Origin of the sequence: Ostreibacterium oceani (assembly GCF_009362845.1) — a bacterium.
Taxonomy (GTDB): domain Bacteria; phylum Pseudomonadota; class Gammaproteobacteria; order Cardiobacteriales; family Ostreibacteriaceae; genus Ostreibacterium; species Ostreibacterium oceani.
Genome location: NZ_WHNW01000008.1, coordinates 46,866 through 72,264, shown reverse-complemented (window position 1 = coordinate 72,264; position 25,399 = coordinate 46,866). Strand labels below are relative to the sequence as shown.

Below are 25,399 nucleotides of genomic sequence, written 5' to 3'. Positions count from 1 at the left end.
GTTACTCGCCATTGTCTGGTTTGATAAAGACGCCAAATCTCTTGGCGATCAAGCGGTGTTAAGCGTATTCGTTTGTGCATGTTCATTACAGTATTCTCTCAAAAAATACTGTAAACAACCCGAAGAAATCTTACAGTTTATGGATCAGTATTATTAATATTTGGTAATAATTGGGGAGTTGGTCAGTGGTTAGGGTATAATGTCTAGCCGTTTTTCTTAGCGATTTTAGTCGTAACAAACAAATAAAACAAATGAAGTCGATAATCGTAGTCAAATCAAATGCGAGACTTCACAATAATACAATAACACGAATAAACAATAGGGAATTTCAGTGAATACGACAATAAATACGATAAATGGTGCGATAAAGCAAAAACTCAGTCAATTACGGGCGCTACGGCGCGTATTACCACTCATCTCGTTGACCGTATTGGCCTTATTTGGCCAAGTGGCGCAGGCGCAAATCACCCCTGGCGGAGTAAGCTCCGGGCTTAGTCTCTGGCTCAAAGCCGATGCGGGTATCTCAGAAACAGCTGGAGCGGTTTCAGCTTGGGAAGATCAATCGAGTTCTAGTTTTGACTTAACTCAAAGTAATTCAGTTAGTCAACCACTTTGGAAAGGCGCTTCTGAACTGATGAATTTTAATCCTGTAGTTGACTTCGATGGTTTAGATGACAATTTGGCTTATATCCCATCCTCACTTATAGATGTACGTGATATGACTATGTTTGTAGTAGGTGAGGAAGAAGTTCGTCAGGATGCCTATCCCATAACATTAAGATATAATAGCACTACCGATAATATCATTGTCAATCAGGCATTTTCGGGAGATAATGAATGTCTATTGGAGCTATGGTAGTCCTTTCACTCCTCCACAGCGTCAAAATGCTCCAGCTCCATTTTCGGTAGGTGATGCCGCTATAGGACAATATAGGCAAGATTTCACTAATAACAACAAGTCATATGCTATTGATGGTAATCAACAGCAATCAGGTGGAGGTACTTTATCATCTAATGGTGCTGATCAAATTACCCTCGGAGGTATAACTGTAACAGGTGGTCCAAGATTTTACAATGGTAAAATACCTGAATATATTTTGTACACTCAAGCATTAAGTCAAACGGAAACAAATAAAGTAGAATCTTATCTTGCCCTCAAATATGGTATCCGATTAGGCGGGTCACCTAGTTCAGGTCCTGATTATATTGCCAGCGATGGTACTGTATTTCGGAGTGATGCATCAACAACCAATGCCACCGTCTTCAATGTCTTTGGTATCGGTCGTGATGATACTTCTGGCTTGCACCAACGAGTGTCTAAATCGCAAGAACCGAGTGCAATATTAACCGCTGCAACCAGTGCCGATTTCACATCCAGCAACCTAGATGCGAGTAGAACCGATTTAGATACCGACCTAGAATTTGTAACACACGCTGTCAGTACTGATGCAGCCTTGGCGCGTACAGCCTTTGAAGTTGCGCCTAACTATATAGCAGCAAACAAAACTTGGTTTATTCAAGAAACGGGTGATGTAGCTCCGGTACAATACCAAGTAGAGGTAAGCAACTTAGCTTTGTTATCTTATGAACGATTGTATGCGGTTGTCGCTACGAACATGTCGGGCACACCGGTTATTGAGTACATACCAGCAACGGTAGCTTCAAATCTCGCGAGCTTTGAGGTAGATTGGCCAGCCAATACAACCGATAATAGAATGTTGCTAGCGGTATGCAACACACTAGATGCGATGTGTATCTTGTCACAAAATAACACCGACCCAGCGGCAATCCCGTCGGCATCGTGGTGGTCGTTATTATTGGCGGTGCTGGGTGTATTCGGTGCGTTGGGTGTATTTAGTGCGCTGGGCGCTTCTCGCGGCGCGTTGCGTAGCGTGTGACTTATCGGCGTGGTTGCATCGCGCGCCTTAACGGCTAAATTTAACGGCTAAATTTAACGGCTACACTTAATAACTAAATAACAAATGAAGTCGATAATCGTAGTCAAATCAAATGCGAGACTTCACAATAAACGATAAATACGAACAATAACACGAATAATAACACGAACAATAACAAGAATAAACAATAGGGGATTTCAATGAATACGACAATAAATACGATAACTAGTGCGATAAATGGTACGGTAAATGGTGCGATAAAGCAAAAATTCAGTCAATTACGGGCGCTACGGCGCGTGTTGCCATCACGATTATCATTGGCGCTGGTGACCGTATTGGCCTTATTTGGCCAAGTGGCGCAGGCGCAAATCACCCCTGGGTCACCGGATAATTTCATCATGGTGTGGAATACCGGGAGCACAACGACCATCAACGTTCCAACGCTGCCCATAGGAGGTTATAACTATTCGCTGTATTGGGAAGAGGTCGGTAATCCGAGCAATAATAACACACAGCTCGGGATAACTGACAGCTTTCATATTATTTCAGGGTTAAGTGCAAACACCGATTATCGCATCGAGATTGTCGGAGATGTCCCACAAATTGTCGTCAGCAACAGCGGCGGAGCCGACACGCAACTCCGCGAAGTCTCGCAATGGGGCAGCATTGCCTAGCAGTCGATGGGGGCAGCCTTTGCTGGGGCGAGTAATCTAGAGGTGACCGCCACTGATACCCCCGATTTATCGGGCGTGACTAGTATGTTTCAAATGTTTCGTGGCGCGACTAGTCTAACGGGCGCAAGTGCAAACTGGGACTGGGATACCAGTAATGTCGAGAATATGGGTTCTATGTTTAATGCCGCCAGTAACTTTAACGGCGACATTGGCAGTTGGGATACGAGCAGCGTGACGAACATGGAGAGAATGTTCTTACAAGCCAGTAGCTTTGACCAAGACATTGGCGACTGGGATACGAGCAGCGTGACGAATATGAATCGAATGTTTCGGGAGGCGAGTAACTTTAACCAAGACATTGGTGGTTGGGATACGAGTAGCGTGACGGATATGATGCAAATATTTCTAGTTGCGGCTAGCTTTAATCAAAATATCGGTGATTGGAATTTAGGTAGCGTAAATCCCCTCGCATTTCTTATGTTAGCTGGCTCAGGGTTAGATTGTGTGAATTACTCGCGTACCCTAATCGGCTGGGCAGCCAACCCGAACACCCCAGATAATTTGAATTTAGGGGATGTATCACCGCTGCAGTATGGCCCAGAGGCCGAGGCGGCACGCGATGCGCTGATGGCTAAAGGCTGGGTGTTTAGCGGCGACACGCTAGATGCCACGTGTATCTTGCCACTCAATAACACCAACCCAGCGGCAATCCCGTCGGCATCGTGGTGGTCGTTGTTATTGGCAGTGCTGGGTGTATTCGGTGCATTGGGTGTATTTAGTGCATTGGGTGCTTCTCGCGGCGCGTTGCGGTCAAATAGTGTTGGGATTAAATAGTATTGCGATTGAAGAGTATTGCGGTTAAACAGTGGTGCCAGTGCTCTGGTGAGTGGCCTAAGTGGTGCGCGACGTATTAAGTAGCGCACCATTAATCACATGGTGAATAATCGAGTAAGTCGATGCCTATGGTCGATGCCTGTGGACAATGCCTGTGGTTAACTCATGGGTATTAACTAATTGATATAGTAAAAAAGGAAAGGGTAACAAATGAATACACATCACATTTTAAAACAGATAGAATCGAAAGCTAAATCAACGTGTTTGTTGGTTGCTTTGATGTTGTTTAGTACGCATGCCTATGCGCAAGCGACCACTGATTTTGTCATGACGGTTAAAACCGACAATGCAGGGGTAAGTGGCACGACAGAATTCAAAATAGAAACCGATGAAGGCACTGCAGGCTACAATTACAACGTTGATGTTGACAATGACGGCGTTTATGATTTTACAGGTCTTACAGGCGACTTTACCCATGATTTTGGCGCTGTAGGCACGTACACCATACGCATTGCCGATAACGTAGGCGATGGCACGGGTTTCCCACGTTTTTTTTACAACGATGTCAGCGATGAAGAAAAAATCCTCAGCATCGATCAGTGGGGCGCTATTAAATGGACGAATATGCAGGGTGCGTTTTATGGTGCGACTAATTTAGTGCTAAATGCCACCGATACACCCGATTTAGCACTCGTAACAGACTTCCGTGGGATGTTCCGAGATAACAGCAGCTTGGTGGACAATGGCGGACAGATGAATAACTGGAACATGAGCACGGCTACAACCATTCAAGAAATGTTTTCAGGGGCTACCGTCTTCAACTCAGACATCAGTAGTTGGGATGTGAGCAATGTAACTACTTTTAGAGGTACTTTTCGCAGTGCAACGGCCTTTAACCAAAACATCAATACTTGGAACACGTCTAGCGCTTTAAGCATGCGCGATATGTTTTTTTGGGGCCTCCAGCTTTAATCAATCGCTCAACACTTGGGATGTGCGAAATGTCACCAACATGGCCACTATGTTTTCGAATGCTTCTGCTTTCAATGGGGATATTACCACTTGGGAAACCAGTAGTTTAATTAATATGGGCTTTATGTTTCGGTCTGCCTCTGCCTTCAATCAGGATATTTCTTATAAAGCGGCACCTGCTGGCAATCAAGGCGGAGAGGCTTGGAATACCATTACAGTTACCGACATGAGAGCAGCCTTTCAGAGAGCAGCTATGTTTAATCAGGATATAGGTAACTGGAATACTCAAAATGTCACCAATATGTCATCCATGTTTAATGCGGCAAGCGCCTTTAATCAAGATTTAAACCTTTGGAATACATCAGCAGTTATTGACATGTTTAGTATGTTTAACGATGCAAGTGCCTTTAATGGAGATGTCACCACCTGGAACACGAGTGCTGTTACCTCGATGTATCAAATGTTTTCAACGGCCTCGGCTTTCAATCAAAATCTTGAGAACTGGGATATGACTACCGTGACAGATGTTCGAAATATGCTAGATAGCTCAGGACTTGACCTAAATAATTACGATAATACGCTGATTGGTTGGGATGCACAAACCTTGCAAAGTGGGTTGGAATTAGGTGCAGTTGGCTTGCAATACTGTGCGGCAGTAACTGAACGGCAAAATATAATCGACACCGATAGTTGGAACATCTTAGGAGATTCAGTGCATCCAAGCTGTCCTACACCGGGCGATGCAGGCAACTTTATCAGCGTATGGAATACCGAGGCGGCGACTGAATTAATCATACCAACCACTGGCACAGGCTATAATTACTCGCTGTATTGGGAAGAGGTTGGAAACCCAGCCAATAGAGGTGTGCTTGTTGACCAAATGGGCGATGCCACGATTAGCGGCTTAACCGCGGGCACGGATTACCGTATCGAGATTGTCGGTGATTTCCCGCAAATTTACATCAACAACACCGCACCACAAAGCACGCAAATCCGCGAAGTCTCGCAGTGGGGCAGCATTGCCTGGCAGTCGATGGAAAATGCCTTTGCTGGGGCGAGTAATCTAGAGGTGACGGCCACCGATACCCCCGATTTATCGGCGGTGACCAGCTTGGCAGGGATGTTTTTTGGTGCGACTAACCTAACAGGCGCCAGTGCAAACTGGGACTGGGATACCAGTAATGTCGAGAATATGAGTAATATGTTTGCTAACGCCAGTAGCTTTAACGCAGACATTGGCAGCTGGGATACGAGTAGCGTGACAGATATGAGTTTTATGTTTAATGGCGCTAGCAGCTTTAACCAAGACATTGGCGGTTGGGATACGAGTAGTGTGACAGATATGAACTTGATGTTCGCTCTTGCAAGCCAATTTAATCAGCCGATTGGTGGTTGGGATACCAGTAGTGTCGTGGATATGACGTCTATGTTTAACCAAGCGAGTAATTTTAACCAAGCCATTGGTACATGGGATACCAGCAGCGTGACGAGCATGGCTGCTATGTTTCGTGATGCGACGAGTTTTAATCAAGACATCGATAGTTGGGATACCAGCAGTGTAGAATTTATGGGATTGATGTTCTTGAATGCAAGTGATTTTAATCAACCGCTAAATAGCTGGGACACCAGTGCAGTTACGGTGATGGAATTTATGTTTTCTGGCGCGACCAGCTTTAACCAAGACCTTGGGAGCTGGGATGTGAGTAATGTAGAATTTATGAATTCGATGTTTTCTGGCGCGGCTAGCTTTAACCAAGATATTGGTGGCTGGGATTTGAGTAGTGCGACTGCTGTCAATAGTCTGTTGACTAACTCAGGGCTAGATTGTGTGAATTACTCGCTTGCCTTAATCGGCTGGGCGGCCAACCCGAGTACGCCAGATAATCTGAGTTTAGGTGATGCATCACCGCTACAGTATGGGCCAGGGGCCGAGGCGGCACGCGATGCACTGATCGCCAAAGGCTGGACGATTAGCGGCGACACGCTAGATGCGATGTGTATCTTGCCACAAAACAACACCAACCCAGCGGCAATCCCGTCGGCATCGTGGTGGTCGTTGTTATTGGCGGTGCTGGGTGTATTTGGTGCATTGGGCGTATTTGGTGCTTCTCGCGGCGTGTTGCGTCGGGTGTGACTTAGACGTGGTTGCGTCGCGCGGTTTCATCGCGTGGTTTCATCGCGTGGTTTCATTGCACGTCTTAACGACTAAACCTAACGGCCAAATTTAACGGCTACACTTAACGCCTAAATACCAATGATGCGAATAAATAAAGCCCTCGTTTGAGGGCTTTATTTATTTGTCGGTCTGTATTAGTTTTCGGCTTACTATTGGTTTGCGATTTAGTTTGGTGTTTGATGTTTGATGTTTGAATGTGGGTTTGTTCAGATGAAAAATGGTGGGACCTCGCGGGCTCGAACCGCGGACCTGCCGATTATGAGTCGGATGCTCTAACCAACTGAGCTAAGGTCCCCTGTTTTATCGGAATGGCATCATAAAATAAACCGCCGCTTTTAGCAAGTTTTTTCATGAGAAACGGCGTGTTGATTGTCTGGTTGGATGTTTCTGCTTTTGACAAATGCGGGTTCTGGGGGGGCTCGCAGATCGCAAAATATCGGTTGAAATCGTGCGTGACTGGGAAAATACACCAAATCCGCACTTATCATAAACAAAGACCGCCGTGAATGCAATTATCAACAAGCAAAGTGTAGTCAATAGGTGGAATAGGTGGCTGCACAGTGTGTGACTGTGGAGTAGGTGGCCGCACAGTAGGTGGCTGCACAGTGTGTGACTGTGGAGTAGGTGGCTGCACAATGCACTTAGCAAACGACAGGTTTTGTCGTATAATAACGACCAGTTTGATGGTAAATAGTTAAATTATTCAAAAACAGAGGTTATCTATGAAAAATCCCGTACGTGTTGCCATTACTGGCGCCGCAGGCAATATTGGTTATCAACTGGCATTTAGAATTGCATCAGGTGATATGCTAGGAAAAGATCAGCCTGTTATCTTGCAATTGTTAGAAATTACCCCCGCACTAGATGCGCTAAAAGGTGTGGTCATGGAATTGCGTGATTGCGCCTTTCCGTTGCTTGCTGATGTGATTGCAACCGATGATGCGAATGTGGCGTTTGCTGATACCGACTATGCATTGTTAGTCGGCGCAAGACCCCGCGGCCCTGGGATGGAACGCAAAGACTTGCTAGAAGCCAACGGGGCAATTTTTGGTCCGCAGGGCAAGGCGCTCAATGCCCACGCCTCACGCGATGTCAAAGTCCTCGTCGTCGGTAATCCAGCCAATACCAACGCGCTGATCGCCCAAGCCGCCGCGCCAGATCTAAATCCACGTAATTTTACGGCAATGACGCGGCTAGACCACAATCGTGCGATGTGGCAGTTAGCAGAAAAAACAGACAAACACGTCAATGATGTGCAAAAAATGATTATTTGGGGCAACCACTCAGCGACACAATACCCCGATATCAGCCAGTGCACCATCGCAGGACAAGCCGCGACGTCACAAGTTGCCAATGATTGGTATGAAAGCACGTTTATCCCCGATGTACAACAACGTGGGGCCGCCGTTATCAAAGCACGCGGCGCATCGTCAGCGGCATCAGCGGCGTCTGCGGCGATTGATCATATGCGTAGTTGGGCGTTAGGTACCGCGTCAGGCGACTGGGTGTCTATGGGCGTGCCAGCGGATGGGTCTTATGGGATTGAACCGGGTGTTATTTACTCATTTCCTTGTGTGTGTGAAAAGGGTGATTATCGCATTGTGACGGATTTGCCAATTTCGGACTTTAGCCGCGAAAAAATGCAAGCAACCGACGAAGAGCTACGCCAAGAGCGCGCCGCCATTGAGGATTTGCTTCGCTAGTGACATCGCAAAGCGAGTACGTAAACAGAATAAACCTAAATAAAAATATCAATAAACCACGCGACTTGTGCAAGCCCAACAAAAAGGCGTATTGATTGCCGCTGTCGGCATCACGGCTTTATCGCCAGATAGCTTAATCTTGCGCCTGATGACCGTTGATCTTTGGACGATTTTGTTTTATCGCGGGATATTGACGAGTGTGGGGCTGTGCGGTTTAATCTATTGGTTTAGCGGCGCTGATTTGCCCAAAAAAACCGACAGCTTGGGCGTCCAGGCTTGTTGGTTGCCTGTGTGTTTAGTACCAGTACCTTGGCGTTTGTTTATGCCATACTGCATACCAGTGTGGCGCATGCGTTGGTCATTATCACGACTTCGTCGATTTTTGCGGCGATATTTAGCCGATTAATCCTCAAAGAAAAAACGGCAATAGTTACGTGGGTGACGATTATTATTGTGTTGGTTGCCATGATATTTATTGTCCAAGAAAAGACAGGCAACGCCACCATCACAGGCAACTTAGCGGCGCTGACATCGGCTATGTGCATTGCCCTTTCTTTTGTATTGAACCGTAAGTTTCATCATATTGATATGTTACCTGCGTTGTCGATTAGTGGGTTAATTTTGGCGACTGCCAGTGTGATTTTTGCGACACAACTAGCCGTTGATGCCTATAATTTGCTATTGTTGTTACTGGTCAGTGCGTTGGTGACAATTGCTTATGCAAGTTTTGCGATTAGCCCCAAATATATTACGGCAGCAGAAGTCAGTTTATTTATGCCATTAGAGACAATCATTGGTATTTTATTGGTTTGGGCTGTGCTGGATGAGGCGCCAAGTTATCTTGCGTTAATCGCGGGGTCGATTATTTTGATAACACTGCTTGCCCACAGCGTGTACCAGTTACGATCGGCGAAAATTCGAACCATGCAACGCTAAATGCCTAGCTAAATACTTAGCTAAATGGCTGGCATTGGTGATATTTGCTTGCGTGCGGTGAAACCTTTTGCTATAGTTGCGGCTTCTTAATTACAAACGAAAACTTGCATGGCAAAAGAAGACAGTATCGAAATGATGGGAACCGTGATTGAATCACTACCCAACACCACCTTTAAAGTACAACTAGAGAATGATTTGGTTATTACCGCGCGGATTTCTGGTCGCATGCGTAAACACTATATTCGCATTCTCACTGGCGATCGCGTCCGCGTTGAGCTAACGCCTTATGATTTGACCAAAGGTCGTATTACTTATCGCGAGAAGTAATACTGACCCAATAAAGGCCTAATACAGGCCTAATAAAAGTCTAATACAAACGTAATACAGACCTAATACAAAGCAGCAGCAAACGCGCTTTGTCCTTTGTCTTTTGTCTTTTGATGAGCAATTAATTACCGCCGTTAACAGTCGCTTAATCATTCCCCGCGCTTAATCATTTCCTCGCATTATTCTGCTAAAAAATCTACTAAGCCTTGCTCGTATGGCGTATGGGCGTATGGGCGTATGGGCGTATGGGCGTATGGGCGTATGGGCGTATGGGCGTATGGCGCGTGCGTGTTGTTTTTGTGTGCCTTATTTTCCGTGTTTCTTCTTGTTGTGCGTGGCTTGCGTAAATGTTGCGCCAGTGATAGCATGAGATATCGACGAATGTATCATGCTGATGCCTCAGCTTCATGCCTAGCCGGTTGCTGTTAATGGCGGCGGTTGCTGTTAAGCGTCGATTGTTTATCGTCACTTATTGAGTTAATTAATACGACTAATACGACTAATACGACGGAGCAAACAAATGAAAATTGCCTTTTTGGGGCTAGGAAATATGGGCTATCCAATGGCGGGGCATCTGGCGGAAAAGTTTTCGGATGAATACGCAATTGCGGTGTTTAATCGTAGCCATGAAAAAGCCCTAGCATGGCAAGCGAAGCACCCAGGCTGGGCGTTGACGCTTAGCGAAGCGGTGGCCGATGCGGATGTTATCTTGATGTGTTTGGGGCGTGACGAAGATGTCTTATCTATTGTCGAGTCTGCTGCCTTTTATCAGCAGTTAAAACCTGGCGCTATTGTCATTGACCATACCACAACTTCGGCGCAATTAAGCCAACACGTGTGCGCTTTTTTACAGCCTTATCAAGCGGCCTTTATCGATGCGCCAGTTTCTGGCGGTGTGGATGGTGCAAATAATGCCTGTCTATCGGCGATGGTTGGGGGTGATGCGGCGATTATTGACAAGGTTAAGCCGCTTTTGGCTGCTTATTGTCAGCAAATCACACACATTGGCGGTGTTGGCAGTGGTCAGCTTTGTAAAATGGTCAATCAAATTTGTATTGCGGGTGTGTTGTCGGGGTTATCCGAAGGCTTGACGTTCGCAAAAGCCCAAGGTATTGATGCCAATAAAGTCCTCACCGCAATATCACAAGGCGCGGCACAGTCATGGCAGATGCAAAACCGAGGACAGACGATGCTCGAGCGCCAATTTGACTTTGGCTTTGCGATAGAGTGGTTTATCAAAGATTTAGGCTATTGTCTGGCGCAAGCACAAGCCACACAAACCCCATTGCCAGCGACGGCATCGACCTTTGAGCAGTTTCAAGCCATCGCCGAATCTGCAGCGCGTTTGGATACGTCGGCTTTAATTACGTATTATGATGGGCTAAGTCATTCATAAATTTATTTTTTAAGCCCTCGTGATTGGTTTTTGAACCCGTTGCAGACCCGTTGCAGACCCGTTGCAGACCCGTTGCAAGCCCTTTGTAAGGCAATGGTTAACGGCTTGTCAACGGGTCACTTTTTGGCTTTTATTCAAAATCAGACATAAATCAGGCATAAAAAGGTCGAAATTCTGACACTCCTTTTGTCATAAATTTCTATAATAGTCATTCTATTCGGGCTATCATTAAAACTGATAGTAGAAAATTCAACAGTCGAGGATAAGCATGAAAACAGATATCGAAATTGCACGCGAAGCCAATAAAATCCACATTAGAGACGTTGCGGCAAAGCTGGATATTCCAGAAGCAGAATTACGTCAATACGGCCACGACAAAGCCAAATTGTCCCAAGATTTTATTAATTCCATTCAATCAAAACCAGACGGCAAGTTGGTTTTGGTGACTGCAATCAGCCCAACACCCGCCGGTGAAGGAAAAACAACGACCTCTGTTGGATTGAACGATGGCTTGAATCGAATCGGCAAAAAATCGGTGGTTTGTTTGCGCGAGCCATCACTGGGGCCTTGCTTTGGTATGAAAGGTGGCGCTGCTGGCGGCGGCAAAGCACAAGTGATCCCAATGGAAGACATTAACCTGCATTTTACTGGTGATTTTCATGCGATTTCTGCTGCGCATAACTTGTTGTCGGCTTTGATAGACAACCATATCAACTGGGGTAATGAGCTTGGTATTGATGTGCGCCGTATTGCTTGGCGTCGTGTCGTTGATATGAATGACCGCGCATTGCGTCATATTGTGGCTTCGATGGGTGGTTTGGGTAATGGCTATCCGCGCGAAACGGGTTTTGATATTACGGTCGCCTCTGAGATTATGGCGATCTTTTGTTTGGCCAAAGACTTTGATGATTTACAAGTCCGTCTCGGTAATATCATTGTCGGTTATACGCGTGACAAAGCCGCTATTCGCGCCAAAGATTTAAATGCAGATGGCGCAATGACGGTGTTATTAAAAGATGCCTTTATGCCGAATTTGGTACAAACCTTAGAAAATAACCCTGCCTTTATTCACGGTGGTCCCTTTGCCAATATCGCACACGGCTGTAATTCGGTAATTGCGACCAAAACCGCATTGAAACTAGCCGATTACGTCGTGACCGAAGCAGGCTTTGGTGCTGACCTTGGGGCTGAGAAATTCTTTGACATTAAATGCCGCAAAGCAGGCCTGTCGCCCGAAGCGGTTGTTATTGTCGCGACAGTTCGCGCGCTCAAGATGCATGGCGGCGTTGCCAAAGATGCGCTGTCGACAGAAAATGTTGATGCGGTTAAAAAAGGCGCTGAAAATCTCGTGAGACATATTGGTAATGTCAAAAAATTCGGCGTGCCAGTCGTTGTTGGTATTAACCACTTCATCGCCGACACCGAGGCCGAAATTGATGCAGTCAAGGCCATTGCCTCAGAGCAAGGTGTCAAGGCGATTACCTGTAAACACTGGGCATTAGGCAGCGAAGGAACAGCGGATTTGGCGACAGAAGTCGTGCGGGTTATCGAAGGTGAAAACGCACAATTTGCACCGCTTTATCCCGATGATATGCCGTTGTTAGACAAAGTCAAAACGATTGCTACTTCGCTTTATGGCGCGTCAGATGTCGCCGCTGACAGCAAAGTCCGCAGTCAATTAAAAGAGTGGGAAGCGGCTGGATTTGGGCATTTACCTGTCTGTATTGCCAAAACCCAATACAGCTTCTCAACCGATGCCAAATTGATGGGTGCGCCCACGGGGCACGTTATCCCCGTTCGTGAAGTACGGCTATCTGCAGGCGCGGAGTTTGTTGTCGTGGTGTGTGGTGAAATTATGACCATGCCTGGGTTACCGCGTGTGCCTGCGGCTAACCACATTAAATTGGACACACAAGGTCAGATTGAGGGTCTATTCTAGATAACCGTTTATAAGGCCGGTCTAAAAGTGACCTAAAAGCGGTCTCAAAGGGTCTCAACGCGGTCTCAAAGGGTCTCAACGCGGTCTAAACACAGACTAGAAGTCGCTAAAAGCATGGCAAGAGCTACCTTGTCATGCTTTTTTTTGCTGATCTATTTGCTTATGTTGATTGCTTGCTTGTTTTTTGGGCGGCGATGTTGGGGCGGCGATGTTGGGGCGGCGATGTTGGGGAGATGATGTTGGGGTGGTAACTTTAATTCCAATCAACAGAGCGCGTTAGTGATTTATCACGCCTTACCACGACCGACTGTCATAAAACTGTCACAAAACCATCATAAAATGTTCACCGAAGTTTCATGGAACTGTCATCTGGTGTTGCCATAATACCCAGACAATTTTAACAACAACGAATAGGTACTTTGATATGAAAAAAATACTTCTTGCGACTGCACTAACAGCAAGCTTTGCAGCAACTGCAGCAGAAAGAGACACCATTAGCATTGTCGGTTCATCGACGGTATTCCCTTTTGCGACAACCGTGGCTGAGAACTTTGGTAAGGATAGCGAGTTTAATACCCCTAAAATTGAATCAACGGGCTCAGGTGGCGGCATGAAGCTATTTTGTGCAGGTAACGGAATTGATACGCCAGACGTCACTAATGCGTCTCGTCGCATGAAAAAAACTGAGTTTGATAGCTGCCAAGAAAACGGCGTCAAAGAGATCACCGAAGTCATGATTGGTTATGATGGTATTGCCATTGCCAATTCAGTCGAAGGTCCTGAGTTAAACCTAACCCTTGAGCAATTATATTTGGCCGTGGCTAAAGACGTACCAGCGACAGATGGCAGCGAGACACTAGTGCCTAACCCATACAAAATGTGGTCAGACATCGACGCCTCATTACCGAGTGCTAATATCGAGGTGCTTGGCCCACCGCCAACTTCAGGTACGCGCGATTCGTTTGAAGAGCTAGCGATGGAAGGTGGTTGTAAGAGATTTGAAATGTTAAAAGCACTAAAAGAAACCGATGAAGATGCTTATGAGGCAGCATGCCATGAAGTTCGTCAAGACGGTCACTTTATTGAAGCAGGTGAGAACGATAACCTAATCGTACAAAAATTGGCGAGCAACCCTGCGGCAGTTGGTGTCTTTGGTTATTCATTCCTAGACGAAAATCGTGATGTGGTCAAAGCAGCCGACATTGATGGTATTGAAGCAACGCCTGATAATATCTCTGACGGTAGCTACCCAGTTTCTCGCTCGATGTATTTCTATATCAAAAATTCACACGTGGGTAAAATCCCCGGTCTAAAAGAGTACGCACAACTCTTTATGTCTGAAGATGCGATGGGTGAGTTTGGTTTCTTGCCAGAAAAAGGATTGATTCCTGCACCAGCAGCGGAGCTTGAAAAAACTAGAATGGCAATTGAAAATCTAACGCCATTACAAATGTAATCGACGAAGATTTTAATCCGATAATCGGATGACACTCGCTGGATTGCTTATTCTATATAGGTAATCCAGCATTTTATTTGACAACAAAATGACACTGATATGACCACGCTGACTATTATTTACCTACTAATCGCCATTATTGTTGCGGGCTACTTTATTTTGCGCAACCGAGCGCATGCCGCGGTACAGCGTGCAGACAACCCAGCAACGGCACTCCACTCGTTGCCGCGTTATCATGGCTACTACGCTGCCTTGTGGGCAGGGCTGCCAGCGTTAATACTATTGGTGCTTTGGTTGTCTTTGGAAAATACGGTGATTGATGGACGGCTGGCTAACTTGATGCCCGAATCGATGAAGCAAGGCGCCGATTTAGGGCTTGCCTTAAATGATGTCAAGCTTGCCGCGCAATCCAACGATACTGGTGATAAAGCACAATTAGCAGAACCCATGAGTACGCTAGTTGATTATTACGTGTCGGCAAAGGCGCAAAGCGCCAAGCTAAAAGGTGTTTGTGTCTTGTTGTTGGCGCTGATTGGTGTTGGCGTGGCGTTTTTTCGCCTTAACCCACAGTTTCATGCGCGCAATCGGGTAGAGCGTTTAGTCCGTATTGTGCTGTTACTTTGCGCAAGTGTCGCTATCATTACGACCGTAGGAATTGTTTTTTCTGTTGTATTTGAATCGTTGCGTTTTTTTAGTGCGGTTTCGCCGCTAGAGTTTATTTTTGGGACCAATTGGAGTCCCACAGCTACCGAGCCCAAATTTGGCTCAGTGCCGCTATTTGCAGGCACATTATTGATTTCTTTTATTGCCTTATTCATTGCCGTCCCGATTGGCTTGATGACGGCAATTTATCTGTCGGAATATGCGAATAAACGGGTTCGTTCCTTTGCCAAGCCAGTGCTAGAGTTGCTCGCGGGTATTCCAACGGTTGTTTATGGCTTTTTTGCCGCGCTTACTGTCGCGCCATTTATTCGCGATACGTTTGCTACGCTTGGGTTATCCGCCTCGTCTGAGTCGGCGTTGGCAGCGGGATTGGTAATGGGTGTGATGATTATTCCTTTTGTATCGTCGTTATCTGATGATGTGATTACTGCCGTGCCACAGTACCTACGCGATGGATCGCTGGGATTGGGTGCGACCAAATCCGAAACGATTAAACAAGTGGTATTACCTGCGGCTATCCCTGGTATTGTCGGTAGTATTCTATTGGCTGCTTCACGAGCAATTGGCGAGACGATGATTGTTGTGATGGCGGCAGGGCTGGCGGCGAATTTGACAGGCAATCCGCTAGAATCGGTCACAACGGTGACGGTACAAATTGTGACTTTGCTGACAGGAGATTTAGAATTCGATACGCCGAAGACACTCTCTGCTTTTGCCTTGGCATTGATGCTGTTTTGTATCACTTTGTTCCTTAATTGGATTGCGCTGCGTATCGTTAAGCGCTATCGAGAGCAGTATGATTAAGCACAGTATGATTAAGCACACGGCGTTAACCGCTGTGCAATTAACCGCCGTGCAACTAACCTTGCTAAAAAACGTAGTCAACTAACAAAAAACAACGGGTGAGAAAATAAAGCCATGAATAAAACAGAACAAGTCAAAGCTGGCTTAAAAAAGCGCTACCGCAAAGAAAAACGCTTTCAATACTATGGATTGTCGGCCATTATTTTAGCCTTTGTGTTTTTGTGCATACTATTAACCGATATTGTGACAAAGGCACTCCCTGCCTTTACTCAGCATTACATTCAGTTAGACGTTCAGTTTGATGCGGATAAATTAAATATCGATACCACCGCTGGTACGGACACGACGGATGCACAAGTGCTATCAGACGGAAATTATCGCAAACTACTCGGGCTGACGTTGAATGAAAGGTTCCCCTTTATAGAAAATGCCGCTGATCGTCGTGAATTTAATAAACTGCTGAGTAACATTGCGCCCTTTACGTTACGCGATACGCTAGTCGCCAATCCCAGTTTATTGGGTCAATCAACGGTGGTGGAAATAAAACTGGACGATGCAGCTGATTTATTCATTAAATCGGGGGGATTGTCTGGAGAGACTGTCAAAAATCAGCGAATTTCAGCACAGCAAGCCACGTGGTTGGGTGATTTGTACGCAGAGGATAAAATTATTGAAAAGGCCAACTGGTCGTTTTTGAGTAGCGCGGATTCACGAGAGCCAGAACAAGCAGGGATTAGTGGGGCAGTCAAAGGTACGTTATTGACTATTTTAATTACCCTTGTCATTGCGTTTCCTATTGCCGTGTCTGCTGCCATTTATTTAGAAGAATTTGCCCCTAAAAATCGCATCACGGATTTCATAGAAATTAACATTAATAACTTGGCATCTGTCCCTTCGATTGTGTTTGGTTTGTTAGGACTGGCGATTTTTATTAATTTTTTTGGTATGCCACGTTCGGCACCATTAGTCGGTGGTTTGGTGCTGGCTTTGATGACACTGCCGACCATTATTATATCTAGTCGCGCCGCGATTAAATCGGTATCACCGTCGCTAAAAGAAGGCGCGTTAGGGTTAGGCGCATCCAAAACGCAAACCGTATTTCACCAAGTGCTTCCTCAGGCGATGCCAGGTATTTTAACAGGAACGATTATTGGGATTGCACAGGCGATTGGTGAGACCGCGCCGCTACTGATGATTGGCATGGTGGCGTTTATTGTCGATTTGCCAGAAACCTTTACCGACTCGGCAACGGTGTTACCAGTACAGATTTATCTGTGGTCGAATAACCCTGAGCATACGTTTGTTGCCAAAACCTCGGCCGCAATTATCGTCTTGTTGCTCGTGTTACTGGTCATCAATGCGCTGGCTATTTATCTGCGCAAGCGCTTTGAGAAGAAATAGTCAGCCCAAAATAGAGGCAAAATAGAGACAACATAATTAGGTCATTGCACTTAATAAAAAATAACAATAAGCCAATAAGCCAATAAACCAATAAACCAATAAGCAATAACAATAGATACTTACCGATTAAATTAATTAAATCAGGATATAGAAATGAAAGTTGATTCACAAGAGTTTAAAGAACTACAGACCGTTGGCAAGCCCATGCTAGATAACCCCAAAATGCACACCAAAGACGTGACGGTGCATTACGGGGATAAGCAGGCGATTTTTGATGTCAGCCTAGATATCGCTGATAAAGAGGTCATTGCGCTAATCGGTCCATCGGGTTGTGGTAAATCGACGTTTTTGCGTTGCTTAAATCGAATGAACGACACTATTTCCATCTGCAAGGTCGGGGGTACGATTCAGCTAGATAATGATAATATTATGGCAAAGGCGATGGATCCCGTACTGCTACGCGCACGGGTAGGAATGGTCTTTCAAAAGCCTAACCCCTTTCCTAAATCAATCTATGATAATGTCGCGTATGGTCCGCGCCTGCATGGGTTATTCAAAGGCAAGGTCGAACTCGATGAAATTGTCGAAAGCAGTTTGCAGCGGGCAGGCTTATTTGAAGAGGTCAAAGACCGATTGCACACGTCAGCGACAGGCCTATCTGGTGGTCAACAACAGCGGCTGTGTATTGCGCGAACGATTGCCGTCAATCCAGAGGTGATTTTAATGGATGAGCCCGCCTCTGCACTAGATCCCATCGCCACTGCGGTGATTGAAGAGCTGATTCACGAGCTACGTGAAAATTATTCGATTGCCATTGTGACGCACTCGATGCAACAGGCAGCACGGGTTTCGCAACGAACTGCATATTTTCACTTGGGCAAATTGGTTGAGGTTGGTGAGACTAAGCAAGTATTTACTAATCCTGTCCATGATTTGACAGAAAAATACATTACAGGGCGTTTTGGCTAATATACTGGCTAATACACCCGTTGGTACTTAAATCGATTCGAATTGGATAGAATCGGAATAGAATAGAATAGGATAGGATAGAATTTTAAATGCAAACCACCCCAGGGTGTGCCAGAGTGTGCGTCACTCCAAAAGCCAAAACAGCGTATTGATTATTCAATCAATACGCTGTTTGTTTTGTGCTGTTTGTTTTGCGCTGGCTGGTGCCATAATTGATGCCATAACGGTGTATGGCAAATGTTATGACAAGTTATCGCCTCCCCGAATTAGCTCCAAGGGAACGGAGAATTAGACACAGGATGCAGTTTGCCCGTTTGGTAGCGTGACATCAAAAACGGCTTCATTAAATCGCTTTTTACGCCGCTGGTCAGCTCTTCTGCGACCAGTTTGCCCACACCAATCATTTTATAGCCGTGGTTAGAATCAGCGAGGAAATAGACGTTTTCATTAAATACATCAAATACGGGGAAACTATCGGGTGTAAATGCGCCAATCCCACCCGAGGGCTCTTTTTTGTATTTGAAGGCTTGTCCTGAAAAGCGTTTTTGACAATGAGCCAAAGCCGATGTCCACATATGCGCAAAGTCTTTGCCGACAATAAACTCAGGCGAGTCAACCCCGTAAGGGTCAACCGCGACTTCGTCGGCGGTTTTGTTGATGATAAACGGTGCAGCACCGCCTTGGACACCACCAAAATGGGTGTCAGGCTTGTAATAAATGCCCCACATTTTATCAGTGATTAAGCTGCCGTCTTCGTCCGAATACAGTGGTGCATCGCTATCGACGTGAAGCACGGGGGGCATTTTGCCATCGTTGGTTACTTGTAAGCTAGGATCTACGCCCAGTGTGCCTTCTTGTAATGACCAATAAGTCCACATGGGGTTGTCTTTGTGGGTATTGCCCTCGGCATCCGTGATATCAATGCGCTCAGGTAGAGATAGCATGTTCCACATGCTGCGCGCCCACGGCCCAACCGCAACGACTAGATGCTCGAATGCAATATCGCCTTTGTTGGTGGTGATGCTTTTGGCGGCTTGAGTATTGCTGTCAGTATTAATGGCTTGTACCGTTACGCCTGTCATGATTTTAGCACCTAGCGCTTCGGCGCGGCTCGCCATCGCGTAGAGCGCTTTGGTATTATGCGCATAACCGCCTTTCTTTTCGTGTAAGACGCTAGTAATGCCCTGTGCTTGCCAATCATGGAATAGGGTTTTCATGTAGTCCATGGATTCTTTTTCGCCTTCGATAAAGGTTGACTCATAGCCAATGTCAGCTTGTTGCTTGGCAATTTGTGCCACATCGTTGTGCATGCTTTCTGGGCTGATTTGCATATAGCCAACCGAGTGATAGCCAAAATCCGCGCCGCCATCTTCCCAGCATGCGACCGAATGCGCCATAAGCTCACGCATCGCAGGCTGAAAATAGTTGTTACGGACAACGCCGCAGGCAATGCCTGATGCGCCCGCACCAATCGACGTTTTATCGACGACTAGTATTTTGCCTTCGGGGGATTCGCCGCGTGCTTGCAGGATTTTCCCCAAGTGATAAGCGGTGCTAAGTCCGTGTATGCCCGCGCCGATGATAACGTATTTTGCAGATAGTTGTGTCATGGTGTCCTCTGTGTCTTTTTGGTTGTGTGCGTTTTTGTGCTGATTTATGCTCATCATAAACCAATTGATAAGCCTTTTAATTATTTAAATACGACTTATTTTGTAAAAATATAGACATTTTTAATGGCAGTAGCGGCTTGTGAATACAGGATTTGCTTTTTTTATGTGGCATTAAAGCAGGATTAAAGCAATTTTAAACAGGGCAAAACAGGGCAAAACAGGGTTGTTAAACAGCGCTAAACAGCGCTGAACGTCGTTAAACCAAGTCTTGCAGATGCATCAGCATATTCGTTGCTTGGTCATCGGATAAGCGCATTTTCAATAATCGGCGGGCTTTTTCTGTTAGCATTGCCTCAGAATAAGGTAAGTCGGTATCGCCAAGCGTCCGTGTTGGCTCGGTTTTCAGGGTCGTGCCGTCAGCAAAGCGAATCAAAATATCAGCCCAACGTGTTTCAGGAAATGCCTGGTTGTAGCGCTCTCGTTCGTGCAGTGTCATTTTGTCAATGAGTGTGTGAATGTCTGGGTCGTTATAGGTTGTGATGACTTTGTCGGGGCTAATGCCACCTGTTAACAGGGTGCAGGCAACAGGAAACGCAAGGCTATATTGTGCTTCTTCGGCATTGGCAGGGTGTTTTTTGCCTAGCCTGAGTGCTTCATGAAAGGTATGGATTTCAATGTGTGTAATGCGGTGCAACTTTTCTGTGTCTAGGCTATTTTCGGCTTTTAATCGTCTAGCGGCTTCAGTGGCGGGCTGTGCCCAGCGACAAACGGGATCGTATTTAAAGTATTGTTCTACAATTCGCCAACGGTCACCCAAGTCATCAAATAATTCAGCAAATTCGCTTGATTCGATGGTTACAGCGGGTGCGCCTGTAAAGCCACGTTTGGCGAGCAGAACGGCGCTGATGCCGACCATTGCCCCCATGCCTGAGCCGTCTTTGACCATGGTGGGATGATCGATGCAGCGCATCATAGGCGAGCGTGGCCCGTGATATTCAGCAATTCCCAGTGCATGGCGGGTTTGTTGATCCGTTAGTCGCAGAACTTTTGCCCCAACCGCAGCGGCAGCGATAGCATTCCACGCGCCTGAGGTATGGTATTGTGTGCTGCTTTGGTGCAGTGCAATGCCTGCGCGTGTGCCTATTTCGTAACCAAGGACTAAGGCGGTAATGAATGCTTTGGCTGTGGCACTATGTGGTTTAAGTTGGCTGGGATTGCCGATAAGCGCAATCAGTGCAGGATAAATCCCCGCACCAACATGCCCTTTGCAAAGTACATGCCCATCGTGCGCATCAAAGCTGTCGATAATCATGCCATTGGCCAGTGCCGCGCCTGTCATGCTGGCGCATTTCTCAGACCACAAAAGGGGCGAAGAGCCAGGCATTTCGGCGACAACATAATCGCTGATAATACGCGCGAGTGGGGTATGGCTACCAGCGGCAGCAACGGCATGTAAATCTTGTATGCATTGTTTGGCGCGAGCAACGACTGCCGGCGGCAGCTGATCGAATTCCAATGTATGTAGGTAGCTAATGGGGTTCATCATTTTTTTTGCAAAAGGCTTATCTGCATTATCAATCTAATATAACCAACTGAATATAGTAAATACGACATATTTTAACTTATTTTTGACTTTTGCTTGTCGTGGTGGCTATTCGTTTGGTAGACTAGCTATAATTTAAAGCAAAGCAAGTTATAATTTCGTTAGATATACTAAGGCGTGTTAGTATGCACGTGTTAACACGCAACGCAGTCAAATGATTGGACGATTGGACGCGAAGTTGACTATGTTGTTATGCAACGTCAGCATACAAGATAGTATGCAGGGTTGGTGGGTGAATTGTTTTTTCAATGAATTAAATAATTTTTTAAGCTTTCTCTAATTTGTTGGGACATTTAATAACATGGTAGAAGAAAATATACAGCCTTATCAAAAAAATGGTTGCTTTGACACAGTGAATGTAAATTTTGCTTGCGTTAAAGAATACACAAATTATATCAAGTGCTACTTGCTTTTATTTGACGCTGATTTTCTGGAGACATTTTGATATGCGCACTGTTGCTGCATTATTAGCGGTGCTTTTTTGGTCATCAAATGCCCTAGCTGCAAAGTTTGCACTTGTTGATATTGATGTATTTCAAATATTGTTTTTTCAATTTTCTGCTGCTTTTTTTGCCTTACTTGGGGTGAGCGTTCTTCAAAAAGAACACCGCGTTTTTAGTCTGTCGTTTTACAAGGTGTCTACAATCATAATCGGTACGATGGGCGTCGCAGCAACAATTTTTCTACAATATTTGGCATTTAGTTATGGGAGTATCCTTGAAAATAATTTGATTGCGTATTCTTGGCCTTTATTTGTGTCGCTTGGTGCGGTGTTTTTTCTGCGTGGTAAAAACACGACAATTCGTGTTTTTTTAGCACTGATGGGGTTCGTTGGAACGTTGTTGTTACTTGATAAGACAGGTGGTTTTGATGCTGGCAATATGCTGAATTTAGGGGCACTATTTGCCTTTGCATCGGCTATTACAATGGCGGTTTATTCGATTAAGGCGAGTACGTTAGCATCACCCCAAACTGCCTTAATCCCTGCAACTTTTATCGGCGCTGTTTTTAGCTTGGTTTGCTTATTTTTTGCAGGTGAATTTAGTTGGACACTCCAGCCGATATTGATTTCAATTTATATCGGAATTGGCCCAATGGCTCTTGGATACTATTTTTGGACTTATGCAATGTCGGGTGATGGTGCATCGAGGCTTGCGCCACTTGGCTATGCGACACCGTTACTCTCAACCATTGTGTTATTGTTAAGCGGAGAGGCATATACTGAAAGAACATTGCTTGGAATGTTAATTGTTCTACTGTCAACGACAATGACATTAATGATTAGTCGCAAGAAAATTGAAGTAAGACCAGGTTGTGCAATGTGCACTAATGAATAAAAGAGATTTTTGGGTATTTAATCTGCAATTAAATGCTGCAAATGAATGTGAAATTTTTAGTAGGAATGGAAATAGATTAAAGTGATTTTATGAATGATTTAATTAATTACGTCACAGGTAATTACCCCACGATTATCAACCTGACGATCCAGCATTTGTATCTGGTCAGCGTATCAGTCGGTGCGGCAATTCTAACAGGCGTGCCGATTGGTGTGGCGATAACGCGTAATGAAAAACTCGCCAATGCGGTCTTGTATGTGGCGTCTATTATTATCACAATACCGTCGGTGGCGCTATTTGGCCTGATGATTCCGATTTTATCGTTGGTCGATAGGGGGATTGGATTTTGGCCAGCAGCGATTGCCATTTTTTTGTATTCACAGCTACCGATTATTCGAAATACCTATACAGCGATAAGCAACATCGATCCCAGCATGCGAGAGGCCGCCAAAGGCATGGGGATGAGCGATTGGCAACGCTTGAGTAAAGTTGAAATTCCTTTGTCAATTCCTGTGATTATGGCAGGCGTTCGCACCGCAGTTGTGATGAATATTGCCGTGGCAACTATTGCCGTTTATATTGGCGCGGGTGGCTTAGGAACCATTATTAATGAAGGCATTACCAGTACCAATGGCACGAAATTGGTGGTTGGGGCAATCGCCGTCTCATTATTAGCCATTATGGCAGATTATTTATTTATGGGGTTGCAAAAACTACTCACCCCAAAAGGGCTGTCGGAGAACAAATAAGATGATTAGATTAGAAAATTTAACCAAACATTTCGAAGTGCCAGGCAAGCAACCCATTATTGCCGCCAACAATGTCAATATGGAGGTGCCACAAGGTGAAATCTGTATTTTTCTAGGGCCTAGTGGCTGTGGCAAAACAACGGCGCTAAAAATGGTCAATAAGCTAATTCCAAAGACGTCAGGCAAAATTTATATCGATGGGCAAGATACTGATTTGCTTAACCCGATTGAATTGCGCCGTAAAATTGGCTATGTCATCCAACAGATTGGTTTATTTCCTAATATGACAATAGAAGAAAATATTTGTGTTGTCCCTGATTTGCTTAAAATGGATAAAAAAACCAGTCGAAACAAAGCAAAAGAATTGTTGGAAATGGTTAACCTCGATCCGAGTATTTTTTTAAAACGCTATCCACGCGAATTATCAGGGGGGCAACAACAACGCGTTGGTGTCGTGCGTGCGTTAGCCGCTGATCCGCCTGTCATGCTGATGGATGAGCCTTTTGGCGCGATTGATCCGATTAACCGCGAAGTGATTCAAGATGAATTTTTAAAAATGAATGCCGAATTGGGTAAAACCGTGCTATTTGTCAGTCACGATATCGATGAAGCCATCAAAATGGGGAATAAAATTGCGATTTTTCGTGATGGAATTTTGGAGCAATTTGATTCGCCCGATGAAATTTTGGCTAATCCAAAAAATCGATTCGTCAAAGAATTTGTCGGCAGTGATCGGGCGCTAAAACGGCTTAAATTAATTAATGTTAGCGAGGCGATATTGCCATTTGACACCGCCGTCAACGCGGATACTCCCGTCAAAAAAGCCTGTGAGTTGATGGAAAAAAATGACACGGCGATTGCCGTTATGGTCGGACCAAATGGCCGTGCGCGGGGCTACATTAGCCATGAGACAGCCGTGTCAGCCACAGGGATTGTGGGGGATCATCATTATCCAGTGCCGGGTACGGTGAATATTGCTGATAGTTTACGTGAAGCAGCCTCATTAATGTATTCTCACGGCACTGACTGGCTGCCTGTGGTAGATGATGATGGGTTTTATCACGGCTATATTACGCAGTATTCCATGGCTAGCTTGTTAGGCGATACGCCACGCAAGAAAGATGATACCATTTAAGATGATACGATTTAAGCAGGAGTCAACCGATGTATCGTGACTTTATCATTGAAATTTATCGACGCGGTGTTCGATTATGGCCAATTTATGCGGTGCTATTGGCTTTTTGGGCAGGAAGTTATGCGCAAACATCAGATTTATTAGCCGATTTTGCCAAAAACTTTGATGATTGGCTGTACCTGCTCAAACAAAACATTTATATCGTGCTGGCTAGCGGATTAACGGCAACGATACTGGGGGTGAGTTCGGGTATTCTGATGACACGCCCCAAATTTCGTCGTTATGCCAATGTCTTTGTGCAAGGGTTTAATATTTTATCCGCAGTGCCAACACTCGCGATTCTAGCGATTATTATGACACTGACTGGGATTGGCTTTAAATCCGCGTTTATTGGCCTGGTCACTGTCACGATTTTGCCCATCGTCAAAAACACGTTTCAAGGCATTGATGAGACACCAGATTATTTAATAGAAGCGGCGCGCGGGCAGGGCATGACTGATAGCCAAATTCTATGGCGGGTGCAGTTGCCTAATGCGTTATATATCATTTCAGCGGGTATTCGTACGGGATTTGCCTTAAATGTCGGCACCAGCCCGTTGATTACTTTGATTGCTGCTGACAGTTTGGGTGAGTTTATTTTTACTGGCATTCAACTCAGAGAATTCAATATGTTGTTGATTGGATCGATTTCTGTGGCATTTTTGGCGGTTTTGATGGACTTCTTCTTGTCTAAATGTCAATACTGGGCGATTCCTAAAGGGGTAAATCCACAGCGATTCGAAAGCAATTAACAGATTTAATTAACGGATTTATGTCG

21 protein-coding genes and 1 tRNA gene are annotated in these 25,399 nt (G+C 45.4%); 19 read left to right on the top strand and 3 right to left on the bottom strand.

The genetic code is table 11. From position 1 onward, the window contains the following. The first annotated feature begins 331 nt into the window (after window positions 1–331). From GCU85_RS07620 to GCU85_RS07595, 6 genes are all read left to right on the top strand, one after another. The gene (locus GCU85_RS07620) at window positions 332–859 is read left to right on the top strand and encodes a hypothetical protein (RefSeq protein WP_152810587.1); all 528 of its coding nucleotides are present in this window, start codon (window positions 332–334) and stop codon (window positions 857–859) included. Then, entirely contained in the window at window positions 834–1,898 is a 1,065-nt protein-coding gene (locus GCU85_RS07615; RefSeq protein ID WP_152810586.1) for a hypothetical protein, read from the top strand. The genes GCU85_RS07620 and GCU85_RS07615 overlap by 26 nt, the downstream gene beginning before the upstream one ends. A 200-nt stretch (window positions 1,899–2,098) precedes the next feature. Next, window positions 2,099–2,572 carry a hypothetical protein gene (locus GCU85_RS07610; RefSeq protein ID WP_152810585.1) on the top strand — a complete coding sequence of 158 codons (474 nt, stop codon included), beginning with the start codon at window positions 2,099–2,101 and terminating at the stop codon, window positions 2,570–2,572. 6 nt (window positions 2,573–2,578) lie between these two features. Further along, entirely contained in the window at window positions 2,579–3,406 is an 828-nt protein-coding gene (locus GCU85_RS07605) for a BspA family leucine-rich repeat surface protein (RefSeq protein ID WP_152810584.1), read from the top strand. Window positions 3,407–3,616: 210 nt separating this feature from the next. Next, window positions 3,617–4,378 (top strand): BspA family leucine-rich repeat surface protein, encoded by a 762-nt coding sequence (locus GCU85_RS07600; RefSeq protein ID WP_152810583.1) that lies wholly within the window; start codon window positions 3,617–3,619, stop codon window positions 4,376–4,378. Window positions 4,379–4,400: 22 nt separating this feature from the next. After that, window positions 4,401–6,512 (top strand): BspA family leucine-rich repeat surface protein, encoded by a 2,112-nt coding sequence (locus tag GCU85_RS07595; protein ID WP_328592812.1) that lies wholly within the window; start codon window positions 4,401–4,403, stop codon window positions 6,510–6,512. A gap of 260 nt (window positions 6,513–6,772) precedes the next feature. Here the strand turns inward: GCU85_RS07595 and GCU85_RS07590 are convergent. Continuing rightward, window positions 6,773–6,849, bottom strand: a tRNA-Ile gene (locus GCU85_RS07590). 427 nt (window positions 6,850–7,276) lie between these two features. Here GCU85_RS07590 and GCU85_RS07585 point away from each other — a divergent pair. The 9 genes from GCU85_RS07585 to pstB all read left to right on the top strand — a co-directional run bounded on the left by GCU85_RS07585 (window position 7,277) and on the right by pstB (window position 18,148). Beyond that, on the top strand, window positions 7,277–8,257 hold the full coding sequence (locus GCU85_RS07585; protein WP_152810581.1) for a malate dehydrogenase: 981 nt from the start codon (window positions 7,277–7,279) through the stop codon (window positions 8,255–8,257). 276 nt (window positions 8,258–8,533) lie between these two features. Further along, window positions 8,534–9,193 (top strand): DMT family transporter, encoded by a 660-nt coding sequence (locus GCU85_RS07580; RefSeq protein ID WP_152810580.1) that lies wholly within the window; start codon window positions 8,534–8,536, stop codon window positions 9,191–9,193. Window positions 9,194–9,301: 108 nt separating this feature from the next. Continuing rightward, on the top strand, window positions 9,302–9,520 hold the full coding sequence (gene infA / locus GCU85_RS07575; protein WP_152810579.1) for a translation initiation factor IF-1: 219 nt from the start codon (window positions 9,302–9,304) through the stop codon (window positions 9,518–9,520). Window positions 9,521–10,040: 520 nt separating this feature from the next. Continuing rightward, on the top strand, window positions 10,041–10,916 hold the full coding sequence (locus GCU85_RS07570; RefSeq protein WP_152810578.1) for an NAD(P)-dependent oxidoreductase: 876 nt from the start codon (window positions 10,041–10,043) through the stop codon (window positions 10,914–10,916). A gap of 262 nt (window positions 10,917–11,178) precedes the next feature. Beyond that, window positions 11,179–12,855: a formate--tetrahydrofolate ligase gene (locus GCU85_RS07565; protein ID WP_407944979.1), complete on the top strand. Its 1,677-nt coding sequence runs from the start codon at window positions 11,179–11,181 to the stop codon at window positions 12,853–12,855. Window positions 12,856–13,279: 424 nt separating this feature from the next. Then, window positions 13,280–14,311, top strand: a complete 1,032-nt coding sequence (locus GCU85_RS07560) for a substrate-binding domain-containing protein (protein ID WP_152810576.1) — start codon at window positions 13,280–13,282, stop codon at window positions 14,309–14,311. A 99-nt stretch (window positions 14,312–14,410) separates the two neighbouring features. Next, on the top strand, window positions 14,411–15,778 hold the full coding sequence (gene pstC, locus GCU85_RS07555) for a phosphate ABC transporter permease subunit PstC (protein ID WP_152810575.1): 1,368 nt from the start codon (window positions 14,411–14,413) through the stop codon (window positions 15,776–15,778). A gap of 114 nt (window positions 15,779–15,892) precedes the next feature. Next, window positions 15,893–17,179 carry a phosphate ABC transporter permease PstA gene (pstA, locus tag GCU85_RS07550; protein ID WP_152810574.1) on the top strand — a complete coding sequence of 429 codons (1,287 nt, stop codon included), beginning with the start codon at window positions 15,893–15,895 and terminating at the stop codon, window positions 17,177–17,179. Between the two features lie 153 nt (window positions 17,180–17,332). Beyond that, the gene (gene pstB, locus GCU85_RS07545) at window positions 17,333–18,148 is read left to right on the top strand and encodes a phosphate ABC transporter ATP-binding protein PstB (RefSeq protein ID WP_152810573.1); all 816 of its coding nucleotides are present in this window, start codon (window positions 17,333–17,335) and stop codon (window positions 18,146–18,148) included. Between the two features lie 266 nt (window positions 18,149–18,414). On the opposite strand, the gene GCU85_RS07540 is transcribed toward pstB, so the two are convergent. Then, window positions 18,415–19,758, bottom strand: a complete 1,344-nt coding sequence (locus GCU85_RS07540) for an NAD(P)/FAD-dependent oxidoreductase (RefSeq protein WP_152810594.1) — start codon at window positions 19,756–19,758, stop codon at window positions 18,415–18,417. Window positions 19,759–20,014: 256 nt separating this feature from the next. Beyond that, a complete protein-coding gene (locus GCU85_RS07535; RefSeq protein WP_152810572.1) occupies window positions 20,015–21,304 on the bottom strand; it encodes an MmgE/PrpD family protein in 1,290 nt (429 codons plus the stop codon). A 503-nt stretch (window positions 21,305–21,807) separates the two neighbouring features. Between GCU85_RS07535 and GCU85_RS07530 the strand changes: the two genes are divergently transcribed. From GCU85_RS07530 to GCU85_RS07515, 4 genes are all read left to right on the top strand, one after another. After that, the gene (locus GCU85_RS07530; protein ID WP_152810571.1) at window positions 21,808–22,698 is read left to right on the top strand and encodes a DMT family transporter; all 891 of its coding nucleotides are present in this window, start codon (window positions 21,808–21,810) and stop codon (window positions 22,696–22,698) included. A gap of 89 nt (window positions 22,699–22,787) precedes the next feature. Next, complete coding sequence (locus GCU85_RS07525; protein WP_152810570.1) at window positions 22,788–23,447, top strand: ABC transporter permease; 660 nt, start codon at window positions 22,788–22,790, stop codon at window positions 23,445–23,447. Between the two features lies 1 nt (window position 23,448). Continuing rightward, window positions 23,449–24,582 (top strand): ABC transporter ATP-binding protein, encoded by a 1,134-nt coding sequence (locus GCU85_RS07520; RefSeq protein ID WP_152810569.1) that lies wholly within the window; start codon window positions 23,449–23,451, stop codon window positions 24,580–24,582. Window positions 24,583–24,611: 29 nt separating this feature from the next. Beyond that, window positions 24,612–25,373, top strand: a complete 762-nt coding sequence (locus tag GCU85_RS07515; RefSeq protein ID WP_152810568.1) for an ABC transporter permease — start codon at window positions 24,612–24,614, stop codon at window positions 25,371–25,373. Window positions 25,374–25,399: the final 26 nt, after the last annotated feature.